This window comes from Marinobacter sp. es.048, from assembly GCF_900188435.1.
Taxonomy (GTDB): Bacteria; Pseudomonadota; Gammaproteobacteria; order Pseudomonadales; family Oleiphilaceae; genus Marinobacter.
In genome coordinates, this window is record NZ_FYFA01000002.1 from 645,184 (window position 1) to 666,836 (window position 21,653).

21 protein-coding genes are annotated in these 21,653 nt (G+C 57.8%); 8 read left to right on the forward strand and 13 right to left on the reverse strand.

What is annotated here, in order from left to right; genetic code table 11:
• Positions 1–3: 3 nt before the first annotated feature.
• Positions 4–897: a ketopantoate reductase family protein gene (locus tag CFT65_RS14005; protein WP_088828716.1), complete on the forward strand. Its 894-nt coding sequence runs from the start codon at positions 4–6 to the stop codon at positions 895–897.
• 13 nt (positions 898–910) lie between these two features.
• Complete coding sequence (locus CFT65_RS14010) at positions 911–1,468, forward strand: cob(I)yrinic acid a,c-diamide adenosyltransferase (RefSeq protein WP_088828717.1); 558 nt, start codon at positions 911–913, stop codon at positions 1,466–1,468.
• Positions 1,469–1,495: 27 nt separating this feature from the next.
• Here CFT65_RS14010 and CFT65_RS14015 read toward each other — a convergent pair whose 3' ends face one another.
• The 4 genes from CFT65_RS14015 to CFT65_RS14030 form a co-directional block, all read right to left on the reverse strand.
• A complete protein-coding gene (locus CFT65_RS14015) occupies positions 1,496–3,526 on the reverse strand; it encodes a methyl-accepting chemotaxis protein (RefSeq protein ID WP_088828718.1) in 2,031 nt (676 codons plus the stop codon).
• A 120-nt stretch (positions 3,527–3,646) separates the two neighbouring features.
• A complete protein-coding gene (locus tag CFT65_RS14020) occupies positions 3,647–4,534 on the reverse strand; it encodes a histidine kinase (RefSeq protein WP_088828719.1) in 888 nt (295 codons plus the stop codon).
• Positions 4,535–5,161: a 1,6-anhydro-N-acetylmuramyl-L-alanine amidase AmpD gene (gene ampD / locus CFT65_RS14025; RefSeq protein ID WP_088828720.1), complete on the reverse strand. Its 627-nt coding sequence runs from the start codon at positions 5,159–5,161 to the stop codon at positions 4,535–4,537.
• Positions 5,162–5,230: 69 nt separating this feature from the next.
• Positions 5,231–7,516, reverse strand: coding sequence for a DUF1631 domain-containing protein (locus CFT65_RS14030; protein WP_088828721.1), 2,286 nt, complete (start codon positions 7,514–7,516; stop codon positions 5,231–5,233).
• Positions 7,517–7,739: 223 nt separating this feature from the next.
• Here CFT65_RS14030 and nadC point away from each other — a divergent pair, with 223 nt between their 5' ends.
• Positions 7,740–8,579 carry a carboxylating nicotinate-nucleotide diphosphorylase gene (gene nadC / locus CFT65_RS14035; protein ID WP_088828722.1) on the forward strand — a complete coding sequence of 280 codons (840 nt, stop codon included), beginning with the start codon at positions 7,740–7,742 and terminating at the stop codon, positions 8,577–8,579.
• On the opposite strand, the gene CFT65_RS14040 is transcribed toward nadC, so the two are convergent.
• From CFT65_RS14040 to CFT65_RS14060, 5 genes are read right to left on the reverse strand one after another with little or no spacing between them, the layout of a single operon-like run.
• Positions 8,580–8,915: a YqcC family protein gene (locus CFT65_RS14040; RefSeq protein ID WP_088828723.1), complete on the reverse strand. Its 336-nt coding sequence runs from the start codon at positions 8,913–8,915 to the stop codon at positions 8,580–8,582.
• Positions 8,916–8,927: 12 nt separating this feature from the next.
• Positions 8,928–9,725 (reverse strand): ParA family protein, encoded by a 798-nt coding sequence (locus tag CFT65_RS14045; protein ID WP_088828724.1) that lies wholly within the window; start codon positions 9,723–9,725, stop codon positions 8,928–8,930.
• 60 nt (positions 9,726–9,785) lie between these two features.
• Positions 9,786–10,484, reverse strand: a complete 699-nt coding sequence (gene hda / locus CFT65_RS14050) for a DnaA regulatory inactivator Hda (protein ID WP_088828725.1) — start codon at positions 10,482–10,484, stop codon at positions 9,786–9,788.
• Positions 10,481–11,041 carry a CDP-alcohol phosphatidyltransferase family protein gene (locus tag CFT65_RS14055; RefSeq protein ID WP_172408498.1) on the reverse strand — a complete coding sequence of 187 codons (561 nt, stop codon included), beginning with the start codon at positions 11,039–11,041 and terminating at the stop codon, positions 10,481–10,483. Before CFT65_RS14055 ends, hda begins: the two co-directional genes overlap by 4 nt.
• 21 nt (positions 11,042–11,062) lie before the next feature.
• Positions 11,063–12,400, reverse strand: a complete 1,338-nt coding sequence (locus tag CFT65_RS14060) for a DUF2066 domain-containing protein (RefSeq protein ID WP_228705857.1) — start codon at positions 12,398–12,400, stop codon at positions 11,063–11,065.
• 159 nt (positions 12,401–12,559) lie between these two features.
• On the opposite strand from CFT65_RS14060, the gene purM reads away from it, so the two are divergent.
• From purM to CFT65_RS14075, 3 genes are all read left to right on the forward strand, one after another.
• Complete coding sequence (purM, locus tag CFT65_RS14065; protein WP_088829570.1) at positions 12,560–13,624, forward strand: phosphoribosylformylglycinamidine cyclo-ligase; 1,065 nt, start codon at positions 12,560–12,562, stop codon at positions 13,622–13,624.
• Entirely contained in the window at positions 13,621–14,283 is a 663-nt protein-coding gene (gene purN / locus CFT65_RS14070) for a phosphoribosylglycinamide formyltransferase (RefSeq protein ID WP_088828727.1), read from the forward strand. Before purM ends, purN begins: the two co-directional genes overlap by 4 nt.
• Before the next feature lie 90 nt (positions 14,284–14,373).
• Positions 14,374–15,108, forward strand: coding sequence for a DUF3108 domain-containing protein (locus CFT65_RS14075; RefSeq protein ID WP_088828728.1), 735 nt, complete (start codon positions 14,374–14,376; stop codon positions 15,106–15,108).
• On the opposite strand, the gene CFT65_RS14080 is transcribed toward CFT65_RS14075, so the two are convergent.
• The 4 genes from CFT65_RS14080 to apbC form a co-directional block, all read right to left on the reverse strand.
• Entirely contained in the window at positions 15,105–16,382 is a 1,278-nt protein-coding gene (locus CFT65_RS14080) for a valine--pyruvate transaminase (protein WP_088828729.1), read from the reverse strand. The two genes, CFT65_RS14075 and CFT65_RS14080, sit on opposite strands and share 4 nt — an antisense overlap.
• A 73-nt stretch (positions 16,383–16,455) precedes the next feature.
• A complete protein-coding gene (locus tag CFT65_RS14085; RefSeq protein ID WP_088828730.1) occupies positions 16,456–17,055 on the reverse strand; it encodes a YjaG family protein in 600 nt (199 codons plus the stop codon).
• A complete protein-coding gene (dcd, locus tag CFT65_RS14090; RefSeq protein ID WP_088828731.1) occupies positions 17,052–17,618 on the reverse strand; it encodes a dCTP deaminase in 567 nt (188 codons plus the stop codon). Before dcd ends, CFT65_RS14085 begins: the two co-directional genes overlap by 4 nt.
• Before the next feature lie 62 nt (positions 17,619–17,680).
• Positions 17,681–18,781 carry an iron-sulfur cluster carrier protein ApbC gene (apbC, locus tag CFT65_RS14095; RefSeq protein ID WP_088828732.1) on the reverse strand — a complete coding sequence of 367 codons (1,101 nt, stop codon included), beginning with the start codon at positions 18,779–18,781 and terminating at the stop codon, positions 17,681–17,683.
• Between the two features lie 197 nt (positions 18,782–18,978).
• Between apbC and metG the strand changes: the two genes are divergently transcribed.
• Both metG and rsxA read left to right on the forward strand, forming a co-directional pair.
• Positions 18,979–21,009, forward strand: a complete 2,031-nt coding sequence (gene metG / locus CFT65_RS14100) for a methionine--tRNA ligase (RefSeq protein WP_088828733.1) — start codon at positions 18,979–18,981, stop codon at positions 21,007–21,009.
• Positions 21,010–21,053: 44 nt separating this feature from the next.
• On the forward strand, positions 21,054–21,635 hold the full coding sequence (rsxA, locus tag CFT65_RS14105; RefSeq protein ID WP_064230563.1) for an electron transport complex subunit RsxA: 582 nt from the start codon (positions 21,054–21,056) through the stop codon (positions 21,633–21,635).
• Positions 21,636–21,653 lie beyond the last annotated feature (18 nt).

The window sequence follows — 21,653 nt, forward strand, 5'->3', positions numbered from 1 at the left end:
GGCATGATCGGTATTCTCGGTGCAGGCTCTCTGGGCGGGCTTTGGGGCGCAATGCTACCCGCGGGTCGCGCTGCGTTCATTGCCAGGCCTGGCGAGCCGACCGACACCGATCTCAGTTACCGTTTCCGGCCCTTTGAAGGGCCGGAATCAGCCGTACGGATTCCGCTTCTAAGAGCCAGTGACAGGCCAGAGCTGATTCTGGTCACAACCAAGGCCGGTGACACCCTGGATGCCCTGGCAGGCGTGATCGACCAATTCCGAGTTGATATCCCCATCGTGCTTTTCCAGAACGGCCTGGGCAGCCAACAAGCCGTCGCCGCGCGATGGCCGGAGCGCCCGATCCTGGCCGCCAGCACCACCGAAGGCGCCAACCGGCCGGAACCAGGGCTTCTCGTGCATGCTGGTACCGGTGATACCTGGGTGGGTCCGCTGACGGAGCCAGCCAAAATCTCTGTGGACAGCGCAGTCGCCAGGCTGGAAGACTCCGGCCTGACCATTCATCCGGAACCGGCCATCCTCCAGCGACTCTGGCAGAAACTGGTTATCAATGCCGGTATCAATCCCTACACCGCTATCCTGGACTGCCCCAATGGAGAAATCCTCTCTGCGCCGCTGTACCAGAGCACCATCGACGAGCTGTGCCAGGAGCTGTCAGAGCTGATGAACGCCGCCGTCCAGATCAGGCAAACACCGGACTCCCTGCGACAACGCATCGAGCAGGTAGCAAAAAACACCGCCGGCAACACCTCATCCATGCGTGCCGATGTTCTCCGGAAACGCCAAACCGAGATAGACTTTATCAACGGATACCTGGCGAAGCTCGGAAAAGAGCTCGGTATCGGAACACCGGTGAACCAAATGCTGACCGAACAGGTACAACAACTGTCGTCACATTAACAGGAGCAGACTGATGGGCAACCGCCTTTCCAAGATTTACACCCGCACCGGAGATGATGGCTCCACGGGTCTGGCCGATGGCAATCGGATTGCCAAGAATGCACAGCGGGTTGAAGCCATGGGCACCGCCGATGAGCTGAACTGCCATATCGGGCTGTTGATCGAGACCCTGGACAGCGACGACGAGCTTATCGAAAGCCTGCGCCGTATCCAGCACCACCTTTTTGACCTGGGGGGCGAGTTCGCTATCCCCGGCAGTCGCGTGATCGGTGACGATCACATCGAATGGCTGGAAAATACCCTGGACCGGCATAACGAAGGCCTGCCACCGCTGAAGAACTTCATCCTGCCTGGCGGCACACCTGCGGCGGCGCAGTGCCATCTTGCCCGGGCCGTATCCCGTCGTACGGAACGAGTGGTTGTTGCCCTCGGCCATGAAGATTCCATCAATACCGCCTCCCGGCATTATTTGAATCGTCTTTCAGACCTGTTGTTTGTTATCGCCCGGGTGCTGGCTCGTCGCGATGGTGGCGAAGAAATTCTCTGGGAACAAAAAAAATCCGGCCTCTGAGGGCCGGATTTTCTTCACTGTTACCAGTCAGACCTTGAAGGCCTCCACCAGGCGCTGAAGCGAAGCCGTCAGCTGCGACATTTCCCGTGAGGAACCGAGCGTCTCCTCCGCGTTGGCGGCAGTCTTCTGACCCAGTTCGCCAATCTGCTCAACGTTCGAATTCACGTTCTTGGCAACGGCAGACTGCTCTTCAGCCGCCTGCGCAATCTGGTGACTCATATCCACGATCACCGAGATGCCTTTGGCGATTCTGTCCAGAGCCTCCGTTACCTCACCAGACTTCTGCACCGTTGCCTCGGTAACGTCCCGGCTATTGGTCATGGCCGACACGGCGTCTTTGACGCCGCTCTGGAGCCGGGAAATCATGCCTTCGATCTCTTCAGTCGATTTGTGCGTGCGCTGTGACAGCGAGCGGACCTCATCGGCAACTACCGCAAATCCACGCCCCTGCTCGCCGGCTCTGGCCGCTTCGATAGCAGCGTTCAGGGCCAGAAGGTTGGTTTGCTCGGCGATGGCCTTGATCTCGACCAGCACCTGACTGATGTTGTCACTGTCCTTACTGACCCGGTTGATCACTTCCACCGCAACTGAGATTTCGCCCGCCAGTTTATTGATGGTTTCAACCGTGTCAGCTACTACGCCCCGGCCGGTTTCAGTATCCTGCTCGGCACTGCTCGCGCTGTCTGCAACCCGGTGCGCACTGTCGGTGACTTCGTGAACCGCCTCAACCATCTGGTTCATGGCTTCATTGATCTGGCCGCTTTCTTCCATCTGGCGGGCCACGGCCTCGCTGTTGGCCGCCGCGGTATCGTTGACCCGGGTTGCCTGCTGGTCGACGTCCGCCGTGGTCCGGCTGACAGAACGGATCAGCTCGGCAATCCGGTCAGTCATATTATTGAATTCCGTGGTCAACTCGCCCAGCTCGTCGCGATTGCGCAAACTGATGTGAGTGGTCATATCGCCGGCGGCAACGTTCCTCGCGGCCTCGCTGAAGCGGTTGATGGCGGTGCGCACGGACATGAAGAAGCCGATATAAAGATACACAACCACCAGGAGCACGGCGACCAGGGCAATAACGATCAGGCGACGCTGGTTAATCTCACTCTCGAGCCGTGCTCGCAGGTTCGATTCGACCACACTGAACGCAGCCGTCTTGACCTCGTCGTAATGAGCCAGCTGCCCGGACATCAGATCGTCGTATTCGGTCCAGGGCATTTCCAGACGCATGGGCGTTATCACGTTCAAGTCCAGCTGATCCCGGACCACCATCAAGCTCTCGTCAACCCGTTGAATGGCATTGCCTGCCTGCTCGGCCAGGGCAGGCGATGCTTCAGAAGCAAGAGCCAAAGCCGGTGAAAGCAAGGAGCTGCGATTGGTCAGCTGGTCATAGATTTCATTCAGGGTTTCGCTCAGGGCATAGCCTACCTGCCCCTCAACCAGGGCAAAGATACCGTAGGATTTCGCCCGACCGATCACGGTGCGCGCAGCCGGAAGTGAGTCGCGAACCAGGCCCAGAATCAACTGGTTTTCCCTGGACGCCCCCTGCCCCAAACCCGAAATTTCAATGGTAGCCGAAAGCAACGCCTGTGCCTTCTGGACGAACTCCTGATAATACTTGAACTGCGGATCGAAGCTGCCCTGATAGTTATCATCAGCCCGCAGTGCCTCCCACTCCTGGCGAAGGCCCTCGACCTGATCAGCCCAGGAGCCGGTAATATCAAATGAGCGCTCTTCTGCGGTCAGAGCAGACAGCAGGCTATCAATCTCACTGGCTGCTTCCTCGGAAACTGCGGTAATGGCACTCTCATCCTTGATGATCGCCGGTGAGCGATAGTCTCGGTAATTCATCGCAGCATCCACCAGCCGGTCCACCTGCTGGAGCTGCTCCAGCCCCTCGACACCCCGAGTCATGGTCTGAACCGAGCAATTCAGCTCGGAAATGGCAAGCCAGGACAGTCCACCGATCGGTAACAGGAACAGAATGCTGATGAGACTGAACTTGTAGACCATCGGCAACCGGTTCATCAGGGCAATGGCAGGATTAATGAGTTGCTTCACAGGGACCCTCGTGCTGGCAAATAACAACTGAACGTTAGTTCTTTTCTTATATTGTCGCCTAAAGTCTTAAAACCTTAAGCATTATTTGTTGTTACACTGTAATGTTTTATAAAATTCCGGTCAGACAAACCCGGAAATAACCAGCAGAGCGAGCGTGCATATCCATACCAGCATGCTTCTGTTCAATAAATCCCTTACTGCTCTCAGGCTACGTCCTCCAAACGCTGTCCACTCATCAGGATGAATCCGCGAAAAGCGCGCTGGATCCAGTGCATACCCGGTTAACGACCCGTTGGCCGAGATCATGAGCACCTCCCCGGCTTTTTTGGTAACGCCAGTCAGGGTATGCCGTGTTTCCCGGAGCCAGCCCGCAAGGTCTCCGGCTATCCCGAAGGTCAGAGAAAGAAGCCTGGCAGGAATCCAGCCAGCAAGTTCCGACATTCGCGAAAACCGCGGTCTGGCTGGCGCCTGAGGCCACTGATCGGCGAGCGCGACCAGACCACGCGCAAGGACCGCAAGGCCGATACCGCCAACCACGTACCAGAAAGCCACCAGGAAGAAGCGCTGAAACACCGAAACCATCAGTGCCTTCGACAGGGCAAGATGCATCGCCTCAGGAGATACCGCAGCACCCCTTTCATCGGCCGGTAGAAGGTCTTTCACATGATGCCAGGCCGACTGCATGTCTCCGCGCTGCCATGCCTCTGCATAGGCCCGGAGCACCTGTCGCCAGCCCGGCGTGCCCATGAGGCCAATCAGAACCAGGAACTCCAACGGGTAAGCGGCCATCCTCCAGCCGGAGGCCACCAGGAGATACTCCGCCAGACCGAGAAGAAACGCCGGTAGAAAAACCAGTGCCAGCCCGATAGCAATCCCCGACTCATGACCCGCCCTGGCCCGACTGCCATTGCGAAACCACCGACGCCAGGCCTCATCCCCGGACAGCAAATCCAGAGAATCCAGACGCCTGCGGACCATATAGGCCAGGAGAAATACAATAAATACCATTCAGACTGTCCTCCCGGATCCACGCGCTGCTTGCAGAGCCGACCGGAAATATTGCCAGTCAAAGGCAGGGCCCGGATCGCTCTTCCTGCCGGGCGCAATGTGGCAGTGCCCGGTAATACGACCGGCCGTGATATCAGGCCAGGCCGCCATAATCAGGTCCGCCACTTCTGCCAACGTGCGATATTGTTCGGCCGTGTAGGGGATGTCATCAGTCCCTTCCAGTTCGATCCCGATTGAAAAATCGTTGCACTCCTCCTGCCCTTCAAAACACGATCGGCCCGCATGCCAGGCGCGATCAAGCAGGCTCACAAACTGGACCAGAGTTCCATCCCGACGAATCAACAGGTGGGCCGACACATGAACGCCTTCAATGGTCTCGAAATAGGGGTGTGCCGAGTGGTCAAGCTGATTACAAAAGAAGTCTTCTATTTCCGGGCCGCCAAACTGGCCAGGAGGAAGGCTGATGTTGTGGACGACCAGCAGAGAGATCGCTGCCCCGTCCGGACGAGGCCCGAAGTTCGGCGAAGGGCACCAGCGGGCGAAGGGAATCCGTCCGGTATCGCAAAGCGATTTTGCATCGGTACCGGAATCAGAAAGGCGTTCAGAAAAAACGTCTGTATCGGGCAAAGTAATTCCAAATGTTTCAGAGTATTACAGCCTCTGATTGAATCACAAAGTTGCCACGGTTGCTACGAATCAGTCCTTGCGGCTGCTGCGGAGGTTGTCAATGATCGACTCCAGTGCCCGGTCGAAAATCAGGCCATCATCCAGCATGCCGATTTTCCCGGCTTCCATGTCTGCAGCCAGCTCCTGGCGCAGGTATTCGGCCACTTTGGCGCCACTTCGATTGACAAAGATGTACTTTCCGGTGGCCTTGATATAGGCCGCAAGCTTGCAGCGCACTTTGGTTTCGTCTCGGGTAAGTTCAATCCACGAACCCACTCGGAGGCTTTCCGCCTTTTCCAGCCATTGTGGCGACACCGAAGCCGCGGCCTCGGTATCAGCGATCGCTTGGGCGGGAGTTTCGTTAACCTCAGCTGCAGGCTCTTCGGGCTCGGCCAGCGCAGGCGTTGCTCTGACTGCGTCGTCGGCTACCGGCGTAGCCACAGGAGCCTCCATGGGCTGTTCCGGAACGGATTCGGGTGCCAGCAAGTCCTTCGTTTCCGCTGACGATTCCGGACGGGACGGCGCGATCACCAGTCGCTGGAAAACATCTACGTGCGCAAGCTCCAGGTCACGAATGGCCGCATCGGTGGCAAAGGGATCCCAGGAAATCTCCTGCAGCGCCTTGCGAAGGTCATCCACAATGGCAGGAATTGCCCGCAACAGCTCTCCGCGGGTCGAGTCATTGACCGGACGAGGATCCACACTCCAAACCAACTGCTCGGTCAGGTTTCGGGCATGCTGCCAGCGATCGCTTTCTTCACCTTCCCGGAGAACCACCCACTGCAAATACTTGGTCCAGGGTTCGTTGAGGAGCCCGGCAACCGGCTCGGGAATATCCCGCTGCTCCGTCAGCTCCTGCAACAATCCTTCCGCCGCCTGGGACGCTCGCTCCTGACGGGCCCGCCCCTCTTCCGCATCCCGAAGGCGTTGCTCCACAAGCTCACGACGCCTGCGGTCGAGATCCATGAAGTGACTGAAATCCTTAAGTAACTCTTCGAACAAACTGACATTAGTGGTGAACTCACTGAGCACCCGGTCCACCACCGATTCAATCTTTTCCCGAAGCGGATCCTTTTGGCCGGCCTTTTTTTCGGTCCAGCCAATGGCCGACAGCGCCAGCTCGTTAAGCAGCTTACGAACCGGGTGACCGCCGCGATTGAAAAAATTCTTGTCGCTCAGTGCCACTTTCAGCACCGGGATCTGCAGACGGCCGATCAACGCCTTCATCACCGGGTGCAGCTGACGATCCTCCAGAATGAAGTCGAACAGCATGGAGACCAGATTGATAACATCACTGTCGACCTGCCCCACATTCAGACTTTTGCCGTCACCTGAGAGCAGGATGGGCTGGAGTTGCTCATTCAGTGGCACAACAGCACCGTCGCCCCACTTGCCACTGCTGGCCTGGGCCTCGGTAAGGCGCGCCATCAGTCGATCAGTATCAATGTAACCCTCACCTGCCGGGGCTCCTCCGCTGGCAGGAGCGGAATCGCCACGATGCAGCAGCGCACTGAGCTCCGAGAATGTGGCGTGTGATTGAGACATAGGCTGGCTCTCGCCGCTGGCGCCTGTCGGCCCTGAACTTTCCCCTGGCGTGCGCTGACTGGAGCGTGCCGGCACTTTACCGGGAGGTCGCCTCATATCAGGCATGACTCCCTCATTGATCAACGTGCGATTCGCTTCTTTGTAGAAATCACCGAGCGTATCGGCGAGCAGGCGATCAAACAGCTTAAGAACTACCAGCTTGGCCCGGATATCGATGTCCAGATCGGCGCAGGCCTCGGCAACGCCGCCGCAGATGATCTCCGGGCTCAGCGGCATCTGCGCATCTTTCAACTCAATGCCCGGCACCAGATGTCCAACCCTGACAGTAAGCAGGCGGATCTGTTCGGTGTAACGGTTCCGGAGTTTACTTATCAGGTTGTCCACAGCCACCTGCTGCTCAAGCTGGGAATGATCAACGAGGCTCAGTGAGTCCTCGTCAACCTCATCCAGAGGCCTGGCGCCCTGCTGAGGCTGGAACTTGCCGATCTCATTGAAAGACTGGCTGACATACTGGAGGATCGAGACCACCATGGCCTTACGGCGGAGTCTGAGCTCGCGCATGGCATCAAAGTAGGCGGTCTGGTCGAGGTTGGAGCCGGCTCTGTCGGCCAGTTCAAACAAGGCGTCATCGGCACGGTCGAAAAAACTGGCAAGAACGGACTTCAGGGACTGACCGGATGCGTCACGCAGGCGCACAAGAGCTGCAGGCAACGAAAACCGGGCGAGCGGTTTCCGGCCTGAAAAGCTGACAACCTTGTTATCGTGCACCATGTCGCTGCTCCGCCTTGTATTGCGCAATTGCCTGATTGTTTCTCCACTTCACATGATACGAGTTGCCCACGTCAGGTTGTGTCAGAATTTGTCACCTTTTGTGTAGACCTGACGTGCATCACAGTTTAGCAGTCCGAATCCAAGAGTTTGGCGATTCACCGGCTGCGCTTTAGAATTGGCAGCCTGAAACGCTGACAACCCACTGCACCGGACTTTTTGCCCTATGATGCCCCCTGAACTCCTCCGCCAGGCCAGAATCGAAAATGTTGCCCAGAGTCTCCGGGAAGACATTGGCGATGGTGACATCACGGCCAAACTGATACCCGCCGACAAGCAGGCGACAGGGCGAGTGATTACGCGTGAAACCGCCACGATTGCGGGCAGGGAGTGGGTAGACGAGGTTTTCCGGCAGGTGGATCCGTCCGTTGAACTCAGCTGGCAGGCAGCCGATGGCGAAACCGTTTCACCGAATCAGGTGTTGTTTACCATGCAAGGCTCTGCACGAAGCCTGCTAAGCTCCGAACGTGCCGCCCTGAACTGGCTTCAGTCCCTGTCTGGCGTTGCAACAGCCTGCGCCGGCTATGCTGCCCGGGTCGCCCACACCAATGTCCGCCTGCTGGATACCCGTAAGACCCTTCCAGGCCTGCGCATGGCCCAGAAATACGCCGTTACCTGTGGCGGCTGTTTCAATCATCGCATTGGGCTGTGGGATGCCTTCCTGATCAAGGAAAATCACATCGCCGCCTGCGGCTCTATTGCCGAAGCCATTGAGGCCGCCCACCGTATTGCCCCGGGCAAACCGGTTGAGGTGGAGACCGAGAACCTTGACGAGCTGGCGCAGGCCCTGAAGGCAGGCGCCGATATCATCATGCTGGATGAATTCTCGCTTGAAGACATGCGAACCGCGGTTGCCACCACCAGGGGTAAGGCAAAGCTTGAGGCCTCCGGAGGAATCAACGCCGACACCCTGGTCCCGATTGCCGAGACCGGCGTGGACTTCATCTCGATTGGCGCGCTGACCAAAGATGTGAAGGCTGTAGACCTGTCCATGAGACTGGACTGATCACTCCCCACTGAGCAGGCGGTCGATCACCTCCAGCTCCCGGACCAGCCTGGTGCCGGACTCCGGGCGCCTCCGGAAATGCTCTTCGGCCATCGGCGCTATGCCGGAGGCCGAGGGCAAGGGATGGTCGTTTTCGATGATGATCTTCATTCTTTCCACAAAGACAAACTGCAACCACTGGGTGAACTCCAGCGTATCGATGCAGAATGGCTGAGCACTTTGGAAAGCCTCTTCCGGCGGTGGCTCAGACTCCCAAAGCCCCAGCTGTCGCAACTCCATCTCAATGTTCAGAAGGCAGTCCGCAACCTGCCCGATCGGGTTACCGGATTCGGCCATATCAGTCTCGCTTCAGTCGTTGAGCGGCTCAAGCTCCACGGTTTCGCCATGCAGGACCCGGAACAGGTCCTCGTACTGGCGCGTCAGCGGGTGCTTGGGTGCCATGTGAATCAGGGGCTGCCGGCTCTGGTGGGACTCTTTCATCTTCACGGAACTCGAGAGACGCACAGGCAGAACCGGCAAGCCCTCCTCGGTAAGCTCCCTGACCAGCTGTTTGGGCAGGCTGGCCCGCGGCTGGAACTGGTTGGCGACAATCCCCTCAACCACAAGATCTTCGTTGTGGTCTTCCTGGAGATCGCGAATTTCGTTGAGGATGTTGTAAAGAGCCTGACGGGAAAAGTCGTCACAATCGAAGGGTATCAGGCAGCGCTGGGCCGCAATCAGGGCAGACCGCGTATAAAAATTGAGCGCTGGTGCCGTATCGATGTAGATCGCATCGAAGGATTCACCCAGTTTTTTAAGGGCTTCTCTGAGCTTGTAGATCTTGTGCTTGGCTTCCAGCTTGCGCTCGAGGAAGTCCAACTCCGGACTGGAGGGCATCACAAACAGGTTCGTGAACGATGAAGCATGGACAAATTCGTCCGGCCGGCGATTGAACACGGTAAAGGCCACCGTCTGTTCGAGCATATCCGCAACGGTATCCTTGAGCTCGCTGGCGGGCTTGCCCAGCAGGTAATGGGTGGAATTTCCCTGGGGATCGAGATCCACTACCAGGGTTCGCTTTCCACGAGCGGCGCTGATAGCTGCGAGATTGCACGTGATACTGGACTTACCGACACCGCCTTTCTGGTTGAATACCACCCGTCTCATTTCTTCTCTCCCTTGATGAACCCGTTATCGTTTTCTGCCCGGCGATGAGTGCCATCCAACTCACCACCCCATCACTGTTTTCACAAATGGAATAGTCAGTCTTCTCTGCGCCTGAAGTGAATTTTCATCCAGTATATCCAGAATCCCCAGCAAATCACCGAGCCTTCGGGGCGCCCGTCGCATAATGTAGCTGGCTACATCGTCCGCCATCACCAACCCGCGCTTCTCGGCCCGGGCCCTTAGAATCTTCAGGCGATCTTCATCCCGGTAGATACCCAACTGGATAATCAGTCCGTGGCTGAATCTGGAAACCAGATCCGGCAACTCGAAGGGCAGTCTGGCCGGCAAATCAGCCAGACTTACCAGCAAAAGGCCGCCCCGGTCATGAATCCGATTGTACAGATGAAAAACGGCCTCTTCCCACACCCGCTGGCCTACGATGCGGTCGACATCGTCCAGACAGACGATGTCATGGGTATCAAGACCCGACAAAGCATCAGGACCAAAAGGCTCAAGCTCGGCGATGCTGATACAAACCGCTGCCCTGCCCTGCTTTTCACCCAGGTGGCACACCGCCTGCAAAAGATGGCTTTTGCCCGTATCGGCATCGCCACACAGTACAACCACCGGAACATCATCAGGTTGATGACACACGGTTTCAAGACGCTGGGCTGCGCTCGTGTTCCGGTCGCCGTGAAAGTTGTCGAATCGGGCATCATCACGCAGCTTGACCCCAAGTACCAACTGGGACGCGGTCATGGCCGGGTAGCCCTCCAGGCCCGCGAACCCCACACGAACAGGTAATGCCCCCCGCTGAACACTGTCGAGATAGCCACCAGCAGAATGCCGGCATCCACCACCCAGGGCTGCATCGGCAGGTCCGCCAGAAGCACAATGATGGCCAGGGCTACAAGAATCTGGATAAAGGTATTGATCTTGCCGGGGATGCTGGGCTCCATATCGTATCGGCCAACCTTGTAGTGGTAGGCCAGAGCGCCGACCACAATGAGCAAATCACGACCCAATACCAGCAGAAACAGCCAAACCGGCAGAACATACGTGAGCGTAAGCATCAGGTACGCGGTGATCAGCAAGGCCTTGTCGGCGAGAGGGTCTGCAATTGCGCCAAGCCTGGAGCGCCAGTTGAAATGCCGCGCCAGGAAGCCGTCGACCGCATCTGTGCCAGCTGCCAGAAAGAATATCAGCAGCGCGCGCCGATAATCGCCGGCCAATAAAGCTCCCGCGAAGGGAGCGATCAGAAGAATGCGCAGGAACGTCAGGGCATTGGGAATCCAGCGCCAGCGGTGCAAATTCAAAAGACTCCCTCCGGTTACACCTTATTCGCCGCCATCGCTCCCGATGACAGAAGACGGTTGCCAACGATAATACAGAACCTGGTACAGGGATTCGAACGCCTCCCTGGCCTCTTCTTCATCGACGGGCACCGGCTGATAGGTAAACAGGTCAGTCTCTTCGGGCGCTTCCGTAGAGGTTTGCTGATTCGGGCCTGCCGGTTGCGCCTCTTCGCTCTCGGGCGACTCTTCAGTGTTCGCCACAGCCGACGCCACCTGATCCTCCGCTATCGGGGCGGTAGCCGGGGGTTCTGCTGGAACGTCGGCCTCCATCGGAACAAAGCGCGGATCCAGGGCGATGTACTCCCGGAGCTGGTCCAGCTCACCGGAAAAAGCCACTCGCAGGGTCAGCTGTTCGTCACGTACCCGATGGGCACCGACGCTAACTACAGGGGTCAGTCCCTCCAGTACCTTGTTGGCTCCGGCATAGTCTTCAAGAGAGGTAACGCCGCGCAACACAATGTCCACCTGGGGCGAATCGCCCACTTCCGACGCAGCAACCGCGTATCGGCTGGCGTATAGCTCGGCCCAACGGTTGATCATAGCCTCCGCCAGCGCTTCCGGGGTCTGGGCGGTTACTGACTCTTCACCAGCGTTCATGGCCATACCATCGAACACCCAACCGGCCCGCCATTGGCCACCAGCGCGGCTAACCCGCACCAACGCCAGGACATCGTGATCCAGATCTTCGGAAGCGGACTTCACCCGGCCAATAAACTGCCCCCAGATATCCGACAGCAATTCCCGGTTGGAGGCGAAATCCGACGGCGGAAGCGCAACCGGCAAGCCGCGTTTTCTGGCAGCCTCATCGAACGCAGCCCGCCAATTTGCAGCGCTTTCCTGCTCGGCGCCTGCAGCAGATCTGGTAACGAGTGTTCGCGAACCCCGATCCTCGGTAGCAATCCAGGCCAGCGTTAATGGTCTGTTGGCACCCCACACCGGAGCGTTGATTGAGGCCAGCGCGCGGTTGACCCCCACAGCTCCGAAGGACATGCTCAGAACACTCTGGCCGGATTCATCCCTGGCAACCTGATAGGAAAGCAGTAAGGACTCAGCATCAGACAGCAGCGTTTCAACGCCCTCCATCGCCAGTACGTCGCGGGTACCGGAAACCCGAACCAGTACCTGGCTCAGACCATCTGCATATCCCTTGGCCAATTGACCCGGCGAGGCCCCTTCCACTGGCACCTTTGCCGAATACAGACCGGAAACTGTCACCGCAGTCGCCTGGGCGGAAAACCCGGCCAGCAGAACGGTAAACAATGCAACTACCCACGCCCCGGATACAGACCTGTGTGCCGGCTTTTGTCCTGATACTGACATGAAACACCCTGCAATTCGCATGAATGGCGCATAGGATACACCATGCCCCAAGGCGTGAGTAGCGGCCCCGGATTTCGGAAAAGCAATATACATTTGGAGCGCCACACCGCACCTGTTAAAATCCGCCGCCTGACCCACTGGCCAACGGTTAAGTACACCATGAGCGAACAGAAGCCCTCCCTGACCTACCGCGATGCTGGCGTCGATATTGATGCCGGCAATGAACTCGTCAGCCGAATCAAGGACACCGCAGCGCGCACCCGCCGCCCGGAGGTTCTTGGCGGTCTCGGCGGCTTCGGCGCCATGGTCTCCATTCCCGCCGGATACAACGAGCCGGTTCTGGTTTCCGGTACTGACGGAGTGGGCACAAAGCTCAGACTGGCCATGCAACTGGACAAGCACGACAGCATCGGTATCGATCTGGTCGCCATGTGCGTGAACGATCTGGTTGTAGGCGGTGCTGAACCGCTTTTTTTCCTCGACTACTACGCGACCGGCAAGTTGAACGTGGACGTTGCCACCCAGGTCGTTGCCGGGATCGGCGAAGGCTGCGAGCAGGCTGGATGTGCGCTGGTAGGTGGTGAAACTGCCGAGATGCCGGGCATGTACGAAGGCGACGACTACGATCTGGCTGGATTCTGTGTGGGCGTTGCCGAGCGCAGCGAGATAATCGATGGCAGCCGGGTGCAGTCCGGCGACGTGCTGATCGCCTTGGGCTCTTCCGGACCACACTCCAACGGTTACTCGCTGATCCGGAAAATCCTTGAAGTGAGCAACGCCGACCTTGAGCAGCCAATGGGCGATACCACCCTGGCCAATGCCCTGATGGCGCCGACCCGTATCTACGTAAAGAATCTTCTGCAGCTGATTCGCGAAGTGGATGTCCGTGCGCTTTCCCACATCACGGGGGGTGGCCTGCCGGAAAACATTCCCAGGGTGCTCCCAAACGGCTCCATTGCTGCCATTGATACCGACAGCTGGTCTCTGCCCCCGGTATTCCAGTGGCTCAAGGACAACGGCGGTGTTGCCAGTGAAGAGATGTACCGCACGTTCAACTGCGGCATTGGCATGATTGTCTGCGTGCCCGCCAATCAGAAGGAGCTGGCTCTGGATACCCTGAAAGCACTGGGCGAGGATGCCTGGCAGGTAGGCTTGATAGAGCGTGCAGACAGCGAAGAGGCAGAAGCCTGCATTCGTTACGCGCCGGGACTTCTGTCGGCATGAAGGCAGATCAGACTCCGTTGCCCAAAATCCTGGTGCTCGCTTCCGGAAGCGGCACCAACCTCCAGGCACTTATTGACGCCAGCCGTGAGCGGGATTTTCCCGGGCAGATCATTGCCGTGGGCTGCAACCAGCCCGGTGCGCTTGCTCTTGAGCGCGCTGCCCAGGCCAATATCGAGACCTTCGTGGTAAACCACAAGAATTTCGAGTCCCGGGATGAGTTTGATGCCTCTCTGATGGCGGAAATCCTCCGATACAATCCGGATCTGATCGTTCTGGCAGGCTTCATGCGCATTCTGACCACGGATTTTGTCCGGGCATTCCGAGGCAAGATGCTGAACATTCACCCCTCCCTGCTTCCAAAGTACACCGGGCTGAACACTCACCGTCGCGCACTGGAGGCGGGCGATACTATCCACGGCGTTTCCATCCACTTCGTTACCGAAGAACTTGATGGCGGACCGGTTATTGCCCAGGCGGAAGTGTCCATCGCTCCAGACGATACGCCCGAGACTCTTGCGGAGAAGGTACAGACCAAGGAACACATCCTTTACCCCATTGTTGTGCGCTGGTTCTGTGAAGGCCGGATTCAACTGGGTAGCGATTATGTGTTGTTCGACGGCGAACCCTTGAACGCTCCCATGCGCCTGCCGGACAACTGAGCCATCGCCTGAACGAATTGTCATCCCCGCATCCTGCCCGAGCAGCTACACTGTCGCCATTGATGACGGTAATTGTTCGGGTTTAACAAGATGCTTTCACGACGTCTCATCAGACTTGGTTGCGCGGCACTGCTGGCCTGTCTCGGCATTCTTGCCGGACCGGTCACACTGCATGCCGAGACCGAAGTGGACCTGACCCCCTTCGAGGCCAGCTATACCGCAGCCATGGAGAAGGGTCTCTCCCTCAATGGCACCGCAAAACGCACACTCTCCTCCCAGGGCAACGATGTCTGGCTGTACCGCACGGATGTCGACTCCTTCATTGTCAGCATCGATGAATCGTTGGTATTCCGCTGGGAGGAAGGGCACGTCATACCCATGCGATACCGATACCGCTTATCCGGTTTCCTGATCAGCGACCGCAAGAACTCTATCGACTTCGACTGGTCCGCAGGCGTCGCAACCGGGGAATACAAGGGCAAGCCCTTCGAACTGGCGCTGGAAGAAGGCCTGCTGGATCCGCTGGGCTACCAGCTTCAGCTGCACCAGGACATCAAGAATGGCAAGCGGGAAATGACTTATCGGGTGCTCGACGGTAACTCTATCGACACCGACCGCTTTGCGGTGATCAATGGTGAGAAGATGAGTACCGGCAGTAAACAAAGAGCCACCCTCAAGGCGGAGAAGGTTCGCGAGGATTCGAAGCGCCAGACGCTGATGTGGTTTTCGCCGGAGCAGAATTTCCTACTCGTCCGCCTCAGGCAGGTTGAGCCGGACGGCAGCACCTACGAATTAAAACTCAAGGAAGCGGAGTTCGAGCGCTAGAGGCCGCGCCCGGCCTCGCGCCAGACAGCCTTCACCTCATCGGCGATGATCCGAAGGCCCTCGGCAACCCGGTCATCATCCTGCGAATAGGTTACGCGCAGACATTCATGCCGGTGCTTCCAGCCATCCTCCGGCAGCCCCGGGAAGAAATAGTGCCCGGAAACAACCAGGACACCCCGGCTCTTCAGTCGCTGATACAACTCAAGGCTGGTAATCGGCAGGTCCGGAAACCAGAGCCACAGGAACATGGCGCCTTCGGGTTTATGGACATACCAGCGACAACTGTCCTCGCCCATGGCCTCCCGGAAAACGGCCACCGCCCGCTCCATCTTCGCCTTGTAGAACGGGCAAACCACATCCCGGCTCAGGGACAGAATCTCACCGGAGCGAACCAGCGGCTCCGCCAGCATGGCGCCAAAACTGCCCGTCGCCAGGTTCATAATGGCGTTAATCCCTGATAGCGCCTTGATCACCGGCTCGGCGGCAATCACGATACCGGTCCGCGCTGCCGGCAGCCCAAGCTTTGAAAGGCTCAGGCAGAGGATGATCTGGTCGTTCCAGGTGGGAGCTGCATCGACGAACAGCAAGCTGGGAAACGGTGTGCCATAGGCGCCGTCAACGATCAGTGGCACATCGTGTTGGCGAGCAAGCCCTTCAAGCCGCGCAAGCTCTTCGTCAGTAACAACGTTACCGGTAGGATTGGTGGGGCGTGACACACAGATAGCGCCGGTCTCGCCGGTAACCTCTACGGCATCAAAATCCACCCGGTACTTGAACTCGTGGGCGTCGGTGAACGAGATGTCTGGCTGCACCGCATGGAACAGGCCCGGTTCAATACCAGCGTCAGCGTAGCCTATGTACTCGGGTGCAAGCGGCAAAAGAATATGCTTGCGGTTACCGTCGCCGTAGTCTCCGCCAAACATGTTGAACAACATGAAAAAGGCAGCCTGGCTGCCATTGGTCAGCGCAATGTTCTCGGGTTTCAGGCCCCAGCCATATTCCCGGTTGAGCAGTTCGGCGAGCGAGGCGATAAACTGCTTTTCGCCCTGGGGCGGATCGTAGATGCCGACCAGACGACGAACGTCGCCCTCGTTACGGCTCATATCCGCCAGAATTTCCTGCACCCTCTGCTGGATCTCGGGAATATGCCCAGGATTGCCGCCACCCATCATGATCATGTCGTCGCCGGATGCCATGGCATTACCCAGGTCATCCATCAGAGACGTGATGCCGGCGTCGGCGGTGAACTTTCGACCAAAAGCAGAGAGTTTCATGGGTAAAATCCATCTGACCTAATCTGAAAATAACGGGTAATACCGGAAGTGTAGCTTGCTCTGGCACTGGCGCTTATTCGCTCAGCGAGATACCCAGGTTGCTGACGCCCTCATTGGCTGCGTCCTCCCGGAGCCGGGCCACAAACTGATCGGTTGGCGTTCGTTGGCGTTTCAGCGCCAGGATCAGGTCCCGCTGAAAGGTTTTGTCTTCCTTCATCAACGGGTGGTGATCGAGCAGACGAACGAGCTCGTCTTCCTCAAGGTCTTCTCCCTCTGACAGCTCAATAAAGTTCATCACGGTCCCGGTCGCCATTTGCGAGGCATCGGTCGCGCGGTGCTTGGCCGGGTTCAGGCGGTTCAGCAGGGCCTGTTCCAGGAGCTGACAGAAGTCGAATGCCGGGTACACGCCATAGGCGTCATACGCTTCCACCTCTGGAGACAGGGCTTCCAGTTTGGCGAGCAGCTGTGGGATCGCCGATTCGGAAACGTCCTTCTGCAGCAAGTCCCACCCAAGGTCCAGAAGCTGGCGCATCTTGGCACCGGTTTTCAGACCCATGGCATCGGCAAACAGGGCATAGTTCGGGAATGAGCGCTCAGCCAGAGCGAGCAAGAAGGCGCATTCGCGCCAGCCCTGCAGTTGTGAAACGGCTTTCAGGAACTGGTTGGCGTTCATGTCCTGGGCAGGGTCACGCCGGTCTGGCCAAGATATTTGCCACCCCGGTCTTTGTAGCTGGTTTCACAGATCTCGTCGGATTCGAAGAAGAGCATCTGGGCGACGCCTTCGTTGGCGTAGATCTTTGCCGGCAGGTTGGTGGTGTTGGAAAATTCCAGGGTAACCTGGCCTTCCCATTCCGGCTCCAGCGGGGTGACGTTGACGATGATGCCGCAACGCGCGTAGGTGGACTTGCCAAGGCAGATGGTCAGGACGCTTCGCGGGATGCGGAAGTATTCAACGGTGCGGGCCAGTGCAAAGGAGTTCGGCGGGATGATGCAGACGTCGCCGGTGTAGTTGACGAAGCTGTTGTCGTCGAAGTTCTTCGGGTCCACGGTGGCGGAATGGACGTTGGTGAAGATTTTGAATTCGTTGCTGCAGCGTACGTCGTAGCCGTAGCTGGAGGTGCCGTAGGAGATCACGCGGCCTTTTTCGGTTTCACGAACCTGTCCGCTTTCAAACGGTTCGATCATGCCGTGTTGTTCGGACATCCGGCGAATCCACTTGTCGGATTTGATGCTCATTGGCGAAGTCTCGTGTCCACTGGGAAAATTGGGGCGTAGTTTACCTGTTCGCTCCGGGTCTGTCAGTGCTCGGTCACCGAAACGCTTGAGATTGAACCCGAGAGGTTCCGCTCGCGGGTCGAGAGTTCGGCCCCTACCCTTCTCGCGATATCGCGATAACGACGGGCCACTTCGGAATCCGGTTCGGCGATCACCGAGGGAGTACCGCCGTCGGTCTGTTCGCGGATGGTCATATGCAGGGGCAGCTGGCCCAGGAGAGTGGTGTCGTATTCCTGGGCAATGCGTTCGCCGCCGCCGTGGCCGAAGAGGGGTTCTTCGTGGCCGCAGTTGCTGCAGATGTGGACGCTCATGTTTTCGACAACGCCCAACACGGGGATGTCGACTTTTCGGAACATTTCGATGCCTTTCTTGCCGTCCAGCAGGGCAATGTCTTGGGGCGTGGTGACGATGACGGCGCCGGTTACCGGGACTTTCTGGGCCAGGGTAAGCTGGATGTCGCCGGTGCCAGGGGGCATGTCGACGATGAGGTAGTCGAGCTCGTTCCAGAGGGTCTGCTGCAGCAGTTGCATCACAGCGCCGCTGACCATGGGGCCACGCCAGACCATGGGGGTTTTCTCGGTAACGACGAAGGCCATGGAGTTGGCCTGGAGGCCATGGGCGTCCATGGGGACGAAGTATTTGTTTTCTCGGGTGTCCGGGCGTTTGCCTTCGGGCACGCCGAGCATCATGCCGATACTGGGCCCGTAGATGTCGGCGTCGAGGATGCCAACCCGTGCGCCTTCGGCCTGAAGTGCCAGGGCCAGGTTGACGGCGGTGGTGGATTTGCCGACACCGCCTTTGCCGGAGGCGACGGCGATGATGTTTTTGACACCGGGGACAGAAGGCAGGTCTTTCTGGACTTTGTAGGAGTGGATTTTCTGCCCTACATGAACGTCTGCGCTCTCCACGCCATCAACAAATTCAAGAGCGTTGGCAACGATCTGCTTCAGGGCGCCTGCAATCCCTTTGGACGGATACGGAAGCTCCACCATCAGGGTCACTTTTCCGCTGCCGTCTACGTTCAGGGATTTTACGGCACCCAGTTCGTAGAGGTCCTTGTTAAGGTAAGGATCACGGTACTCGCGAACCGCTGCTTGCAGGGCCTGCTCTGAAATCTGTGTCATCGGGTTCTCCGGAATAAGCTCATGCTCGATTTTAAGCACGGAAACAGGTGATTCAGGTGAAAAATATCTGCTCGGAAGGTATCATCTGTGCCCGTTTCTGACCATATGGGGTCTTTACCTGGCGCAATCAATCGAGACGGTCGCCAATCCCCGTTTTGTCTTTCCAACCCGACTAAATATAAGGTTCGGACATCACCATGACGCAAGCGAGCAAGCAACAGCGCGATATTCTGGTTACCAGCGCCCTGCCGTACGCCAACGGCCCTATCCACCTCGGACACCTGCTGGAATACATTCAGACCGATATCTGGGTGCGTTACCAGAAGATGCGGGGCCAGAATTGTTACTACGTTTGCGCCGACGATGCCCACGGCACCGCGATCATGCTCCGCGCCGAGCGTGAAGGTATTACCTCCGAGCAGCTGATCGACCGGATCCGCGAAGAGCACCAGGAAGATTTTGCCGGGTTTCATATCCGCTTCGACAACTATTACACCACCCACTCCGAAGAGAACCGTTATTTTTCGGAGTACATCTACCGCCAGCTTCAGGAAAACGGGCACATTGCCACGCGCAAGATCACCCAGTTCTACGACCCTGAAAAGAAGATGTTCCTCGCGGACCGGTTCATCAAGGGCACCTGCCCCAAGTGCAAGACCGAGGACCAGTACGGAGATAACTGCGAGGCCTGCGGCGCGACCTACACGCCGGCCGAGCTGATCAATCCGCGATCGGCGGTTTCCGGCGCTACGCCCATCAAGAAAGAGTCAGAGCACTATTTCTTCAAATTGCCGGATTTCCAGGACTTTCTTGCCAACTGGACCCGCAGTGGCACGCTGCAACCCCAGGTGGCCAACAAGCTGGCCGAGTGGCTGGATGCCGGGCTGCAGGAGTGGGACATCAGCCGGGATGCGCCCTACTTCGGTTTCGAAATTCCGGACGCGCCCGGCAAATACTTCTACGTGTGGCTCGACGCCCCCATCGGCTATCTGGCCAGCTTCAAGAACCTGTGTAACCGCGAAGACATCGATTTCGAGCACTTCTGGAAGGCCGATTCCACCGCCGAGGTCTACCACTTCATCGGCAAGGACATTATCAATTTCCACGCGCTGTTCTGGCCGTCCATGTTGCACGATGCCGGCTTCCGCACACCGACGGCGGTCTGGGCCCACGGCTTCGTAACCGTGAACGGCAAGAAGATGTCCAAGTCCCGGGGCACGTTTATCATGGCGCGCACCTACCTGGATCATCTGAATCCGGAATACCTGCGCTACTACTTCGCCGCCAAGCTGACCGGCAGCGTGGATGACATGGACCTTAACCTTGAAGACTTTGCCGCCCGGGTGAACTCGGACCTGGTGGGCAAGGTGGTCAACATTGCCAGCCGGAGCGCCGGCTTCATTACCAAGCGTTTTGACGGCCAGCTTGGCGAGGTAACCGAGCACGCCAAACTGAAAGAGTTCATCGAAGCCGGAAAGGAAATCGAGGAATTCTATGAGGCCCGCGAATTTGGCCGCGCGATGCGACGGATCATGGAGCTGGCCGACATTGCCAACCAGTATGTCAACGATGAGCAACCCTGGGTGATCGCCAAGCAGGAAGGCCAGGACGCAAATCTTCAGGCGATCTGTACCAATGCTATCAACATGTTCCATCTTCTGATGACGTACCTGGCGCCGGTACTGCCGGAAACCGCCAAGGCTTCCGAGGCATTCCTGAATGCGCCCCTGGACTGGAACAATCGTAGCGAGCGCCTGGAAAACCACGGCATCAACAAATTCAAGCCGCTGATGAACCGTGTGGACATGGCCCAGATCGAGAAGATGCTGGATGCCTCCAAGGAGGAGTTGCCCGCAGCGACCGGCAAACGGGCCCCTGCTGCCAATCTTGAGCCCATCGCGGATGAAATAGAATTTGGCGATTTCGCGAAAGTGGATCTTCGCGTCGTTAAAATTGTCAAAGCCGAGCACGTGGAAGGCGCGGACAAACTTCTTCGCCTCACCCTTGACGTAGGGCATGGCGAACGCAACGTGTTTGCTGGTATCAAGTCAGCCTACAAGCCGGAAGATCTCGAGGGACGTCTGACGGTCATGGTAGCCAACCTCAAACCCCGAAAAATGAAGTTCGGGATGTCTGAGGGCATGGTTCTGGCGGCAGGCCCCGGTGGTGAGGATATCTTCATCCTGTCCCCGGATTCCGGCGCCACCCCCGGCATGCGGATTATGTAAGGGCGGCCGGGCAGCGCTGGCAGGGGTTCAATGGAGCAAGGTAAATGACCGAATATCTGCTGATTCTGGTCAGCACCATTCTGGTGAACAATTTTGTACTGGTTCAGTTCCTGGGCCTGTGCCCATTCATGGGAGTTTCCAGCAAGCTGGAGACGGCCATGGGGATGTCGCTGGCCACCACGTTTGTGCTAACCCTGGCATCGGTGTGCAGTTACCTTGCCTACACCTATCTGCTTGAACCGCTGGACCTGGCGTTTCTTCGAACCATCACGTTTATTCTGGTGATTGCCGTCGTGGTCCAATTCACCGAGATGGTGGTTCGCAAGACAAGCCCTTTGCTCTATCGGGTGCTGGGCATCTTCCTTCCGCTGATCACCACAAACTGTGCGGTACTGGGCGTCGCCCTTCTTAACATCAACAAGAACAACAACTTTGTTGAATCAGTATTGTATGGATTTGGGGCAGCAGCGGGCTTTTCCATGGTTTTGGTGCTGTTCGCCGCCATGCGTGAGCGCATCGCCGTGGCCGACGTTCCGGTTGCCTTTCGCGGTGCTGCCATCGGTCTGGTAACGGCCGGGCTAATGGCTCTGGCTTTCCTGGGCTTTGGTGGCCTGGTCAGCGTTTGACCGGCTGGCGGGATTAGG

Excerpts from the sequence above, each read along its gene's own strand:
- CFT65_RS14020 (WP_088828719.1), bottom strand. The coding sequence starts at position 4,534 with ATGGTATTTATTGTATTTCTCCTGGCCTATATGGTCCGCAGGCGTCTG.
- CFT65_RS14085 (WP_088828730.1), bottom strand. The coding sequence starts at position 17,055 with ATGAACGCCAACCAGTTCCTGAAAGCCGTTTCACAACTGCAGGGCTGG.
- rsxA (WP_064230563.1), top strand. The coding sequence starts at position 21,054 with ATGACCGAATATCTGCTGATTCTGGTCAGCACCATTCTGGTGAACAAT.
- hda (WP_088828725.1), bottom strand. The coding sequence starts at position 10,484 with ATGACCGCGTCCCAGTTGGTACTTGGGGTCAAGCTGCGTGATGATGCC.
- CFT65_RS14060 (WP_228705857.1), bottom strand. The coding sequence starts at position 12,400 with ATGTCAGTATCAGGACAAAAGCCGGCACACAGGTCTGTATCCGGGGCG.
- purN (WP_088828727.1), top strand. The coding sequence starts at position 13,621 with ATGAAGGCAGATCAGACTCCGTTGCCCAAAATCCTGGTGCTCGCTTCC.
- CFT65_RS14080 (WP_088828729.1), bottom strand. The coding sequence starts at position 16,382 with ATGAAACTCTCTGCTTTTGGTCGAAAGTTCACCGCCGACGCCGGCATC.
- metG (WP_088828733.1), top strand. The coding sequence starts at position 18,979 with ATGACGCAAGCGAGCAAGCAACAGCGCGATATTCTGGTTACCAGCGCC.
- CFT65_RS14030 (WP_088828721.1), bottom strand. The coding sequence starts at position 7,516 with ATGGTGCACGATAACAAGGTTGTCAGCTTTTCAGGCCGGAAACCGCTC.
- CFT65_RS14045 (WP_088828724.1), bottom strand. The coding sequence starts at position 9,725 with ATGAGACGGGTGGTATTCAACCAGAAAGGCGGTGTCGGTAAGTCCAGT.
- CFT65_RS14075 (WP_088828728.1), top strand. The coding sequence starts at position 14,374 with ATGCTTTCACGACGTCTCATCAGACTTGGTTGCGCGGCACTGCTGGCC.
- CFT65_RS14010 (WP_088828717.1), top strand. The coding sequence starts at position 911 with ATGGGCAACCGCCTTTCCAAGATTTACACCCGCACCGGAGATGATGGC.
- CFT65_RS14005 (WP_088828716.1), top strand. The coding sequence starts at position 4 with ATGATCGGTATTCTCGGTGCAGGCTCTCTGGGCGGGCTTTGGGGCGCA.
- CFT65_RS14040 (WP_088828723.1), bottom strand. The coding sequence starts at position 8,915 with ATGGCCGAATCCGGTAACCCGATCGGGCAGGTTGCGGACTGCCTTCTG.
- purM (WP_088829570.1), top strand. The coding sequence starts at position 12,560 with ATGAGCGAACAGAAGCCCTCCCTGACCTACCGCGATGCTGGCGTCGAT.
- dcd (WP_088828731.1), bottom strand. The coding sequence starts at position 17,618 with ATGAGCATCAAATCCGACAAGTGGATTCGCCGGATGTCCGAACAACAC.
- nadC (WP_088828722.1), top strand. The coding sequence starts at position 7,740 with ATGATGCCCCCTGAACTCCTCCGCCAGGCCAGAATCGAAAATGTTGCC.
- apbC (WP_088828732.1), bottom strand. The coding sequence starts at position 18,781 with ATGACACAGATTTCAGAGCAGGCCCTGCAAGCAGCGGTTCGCGAGTAC.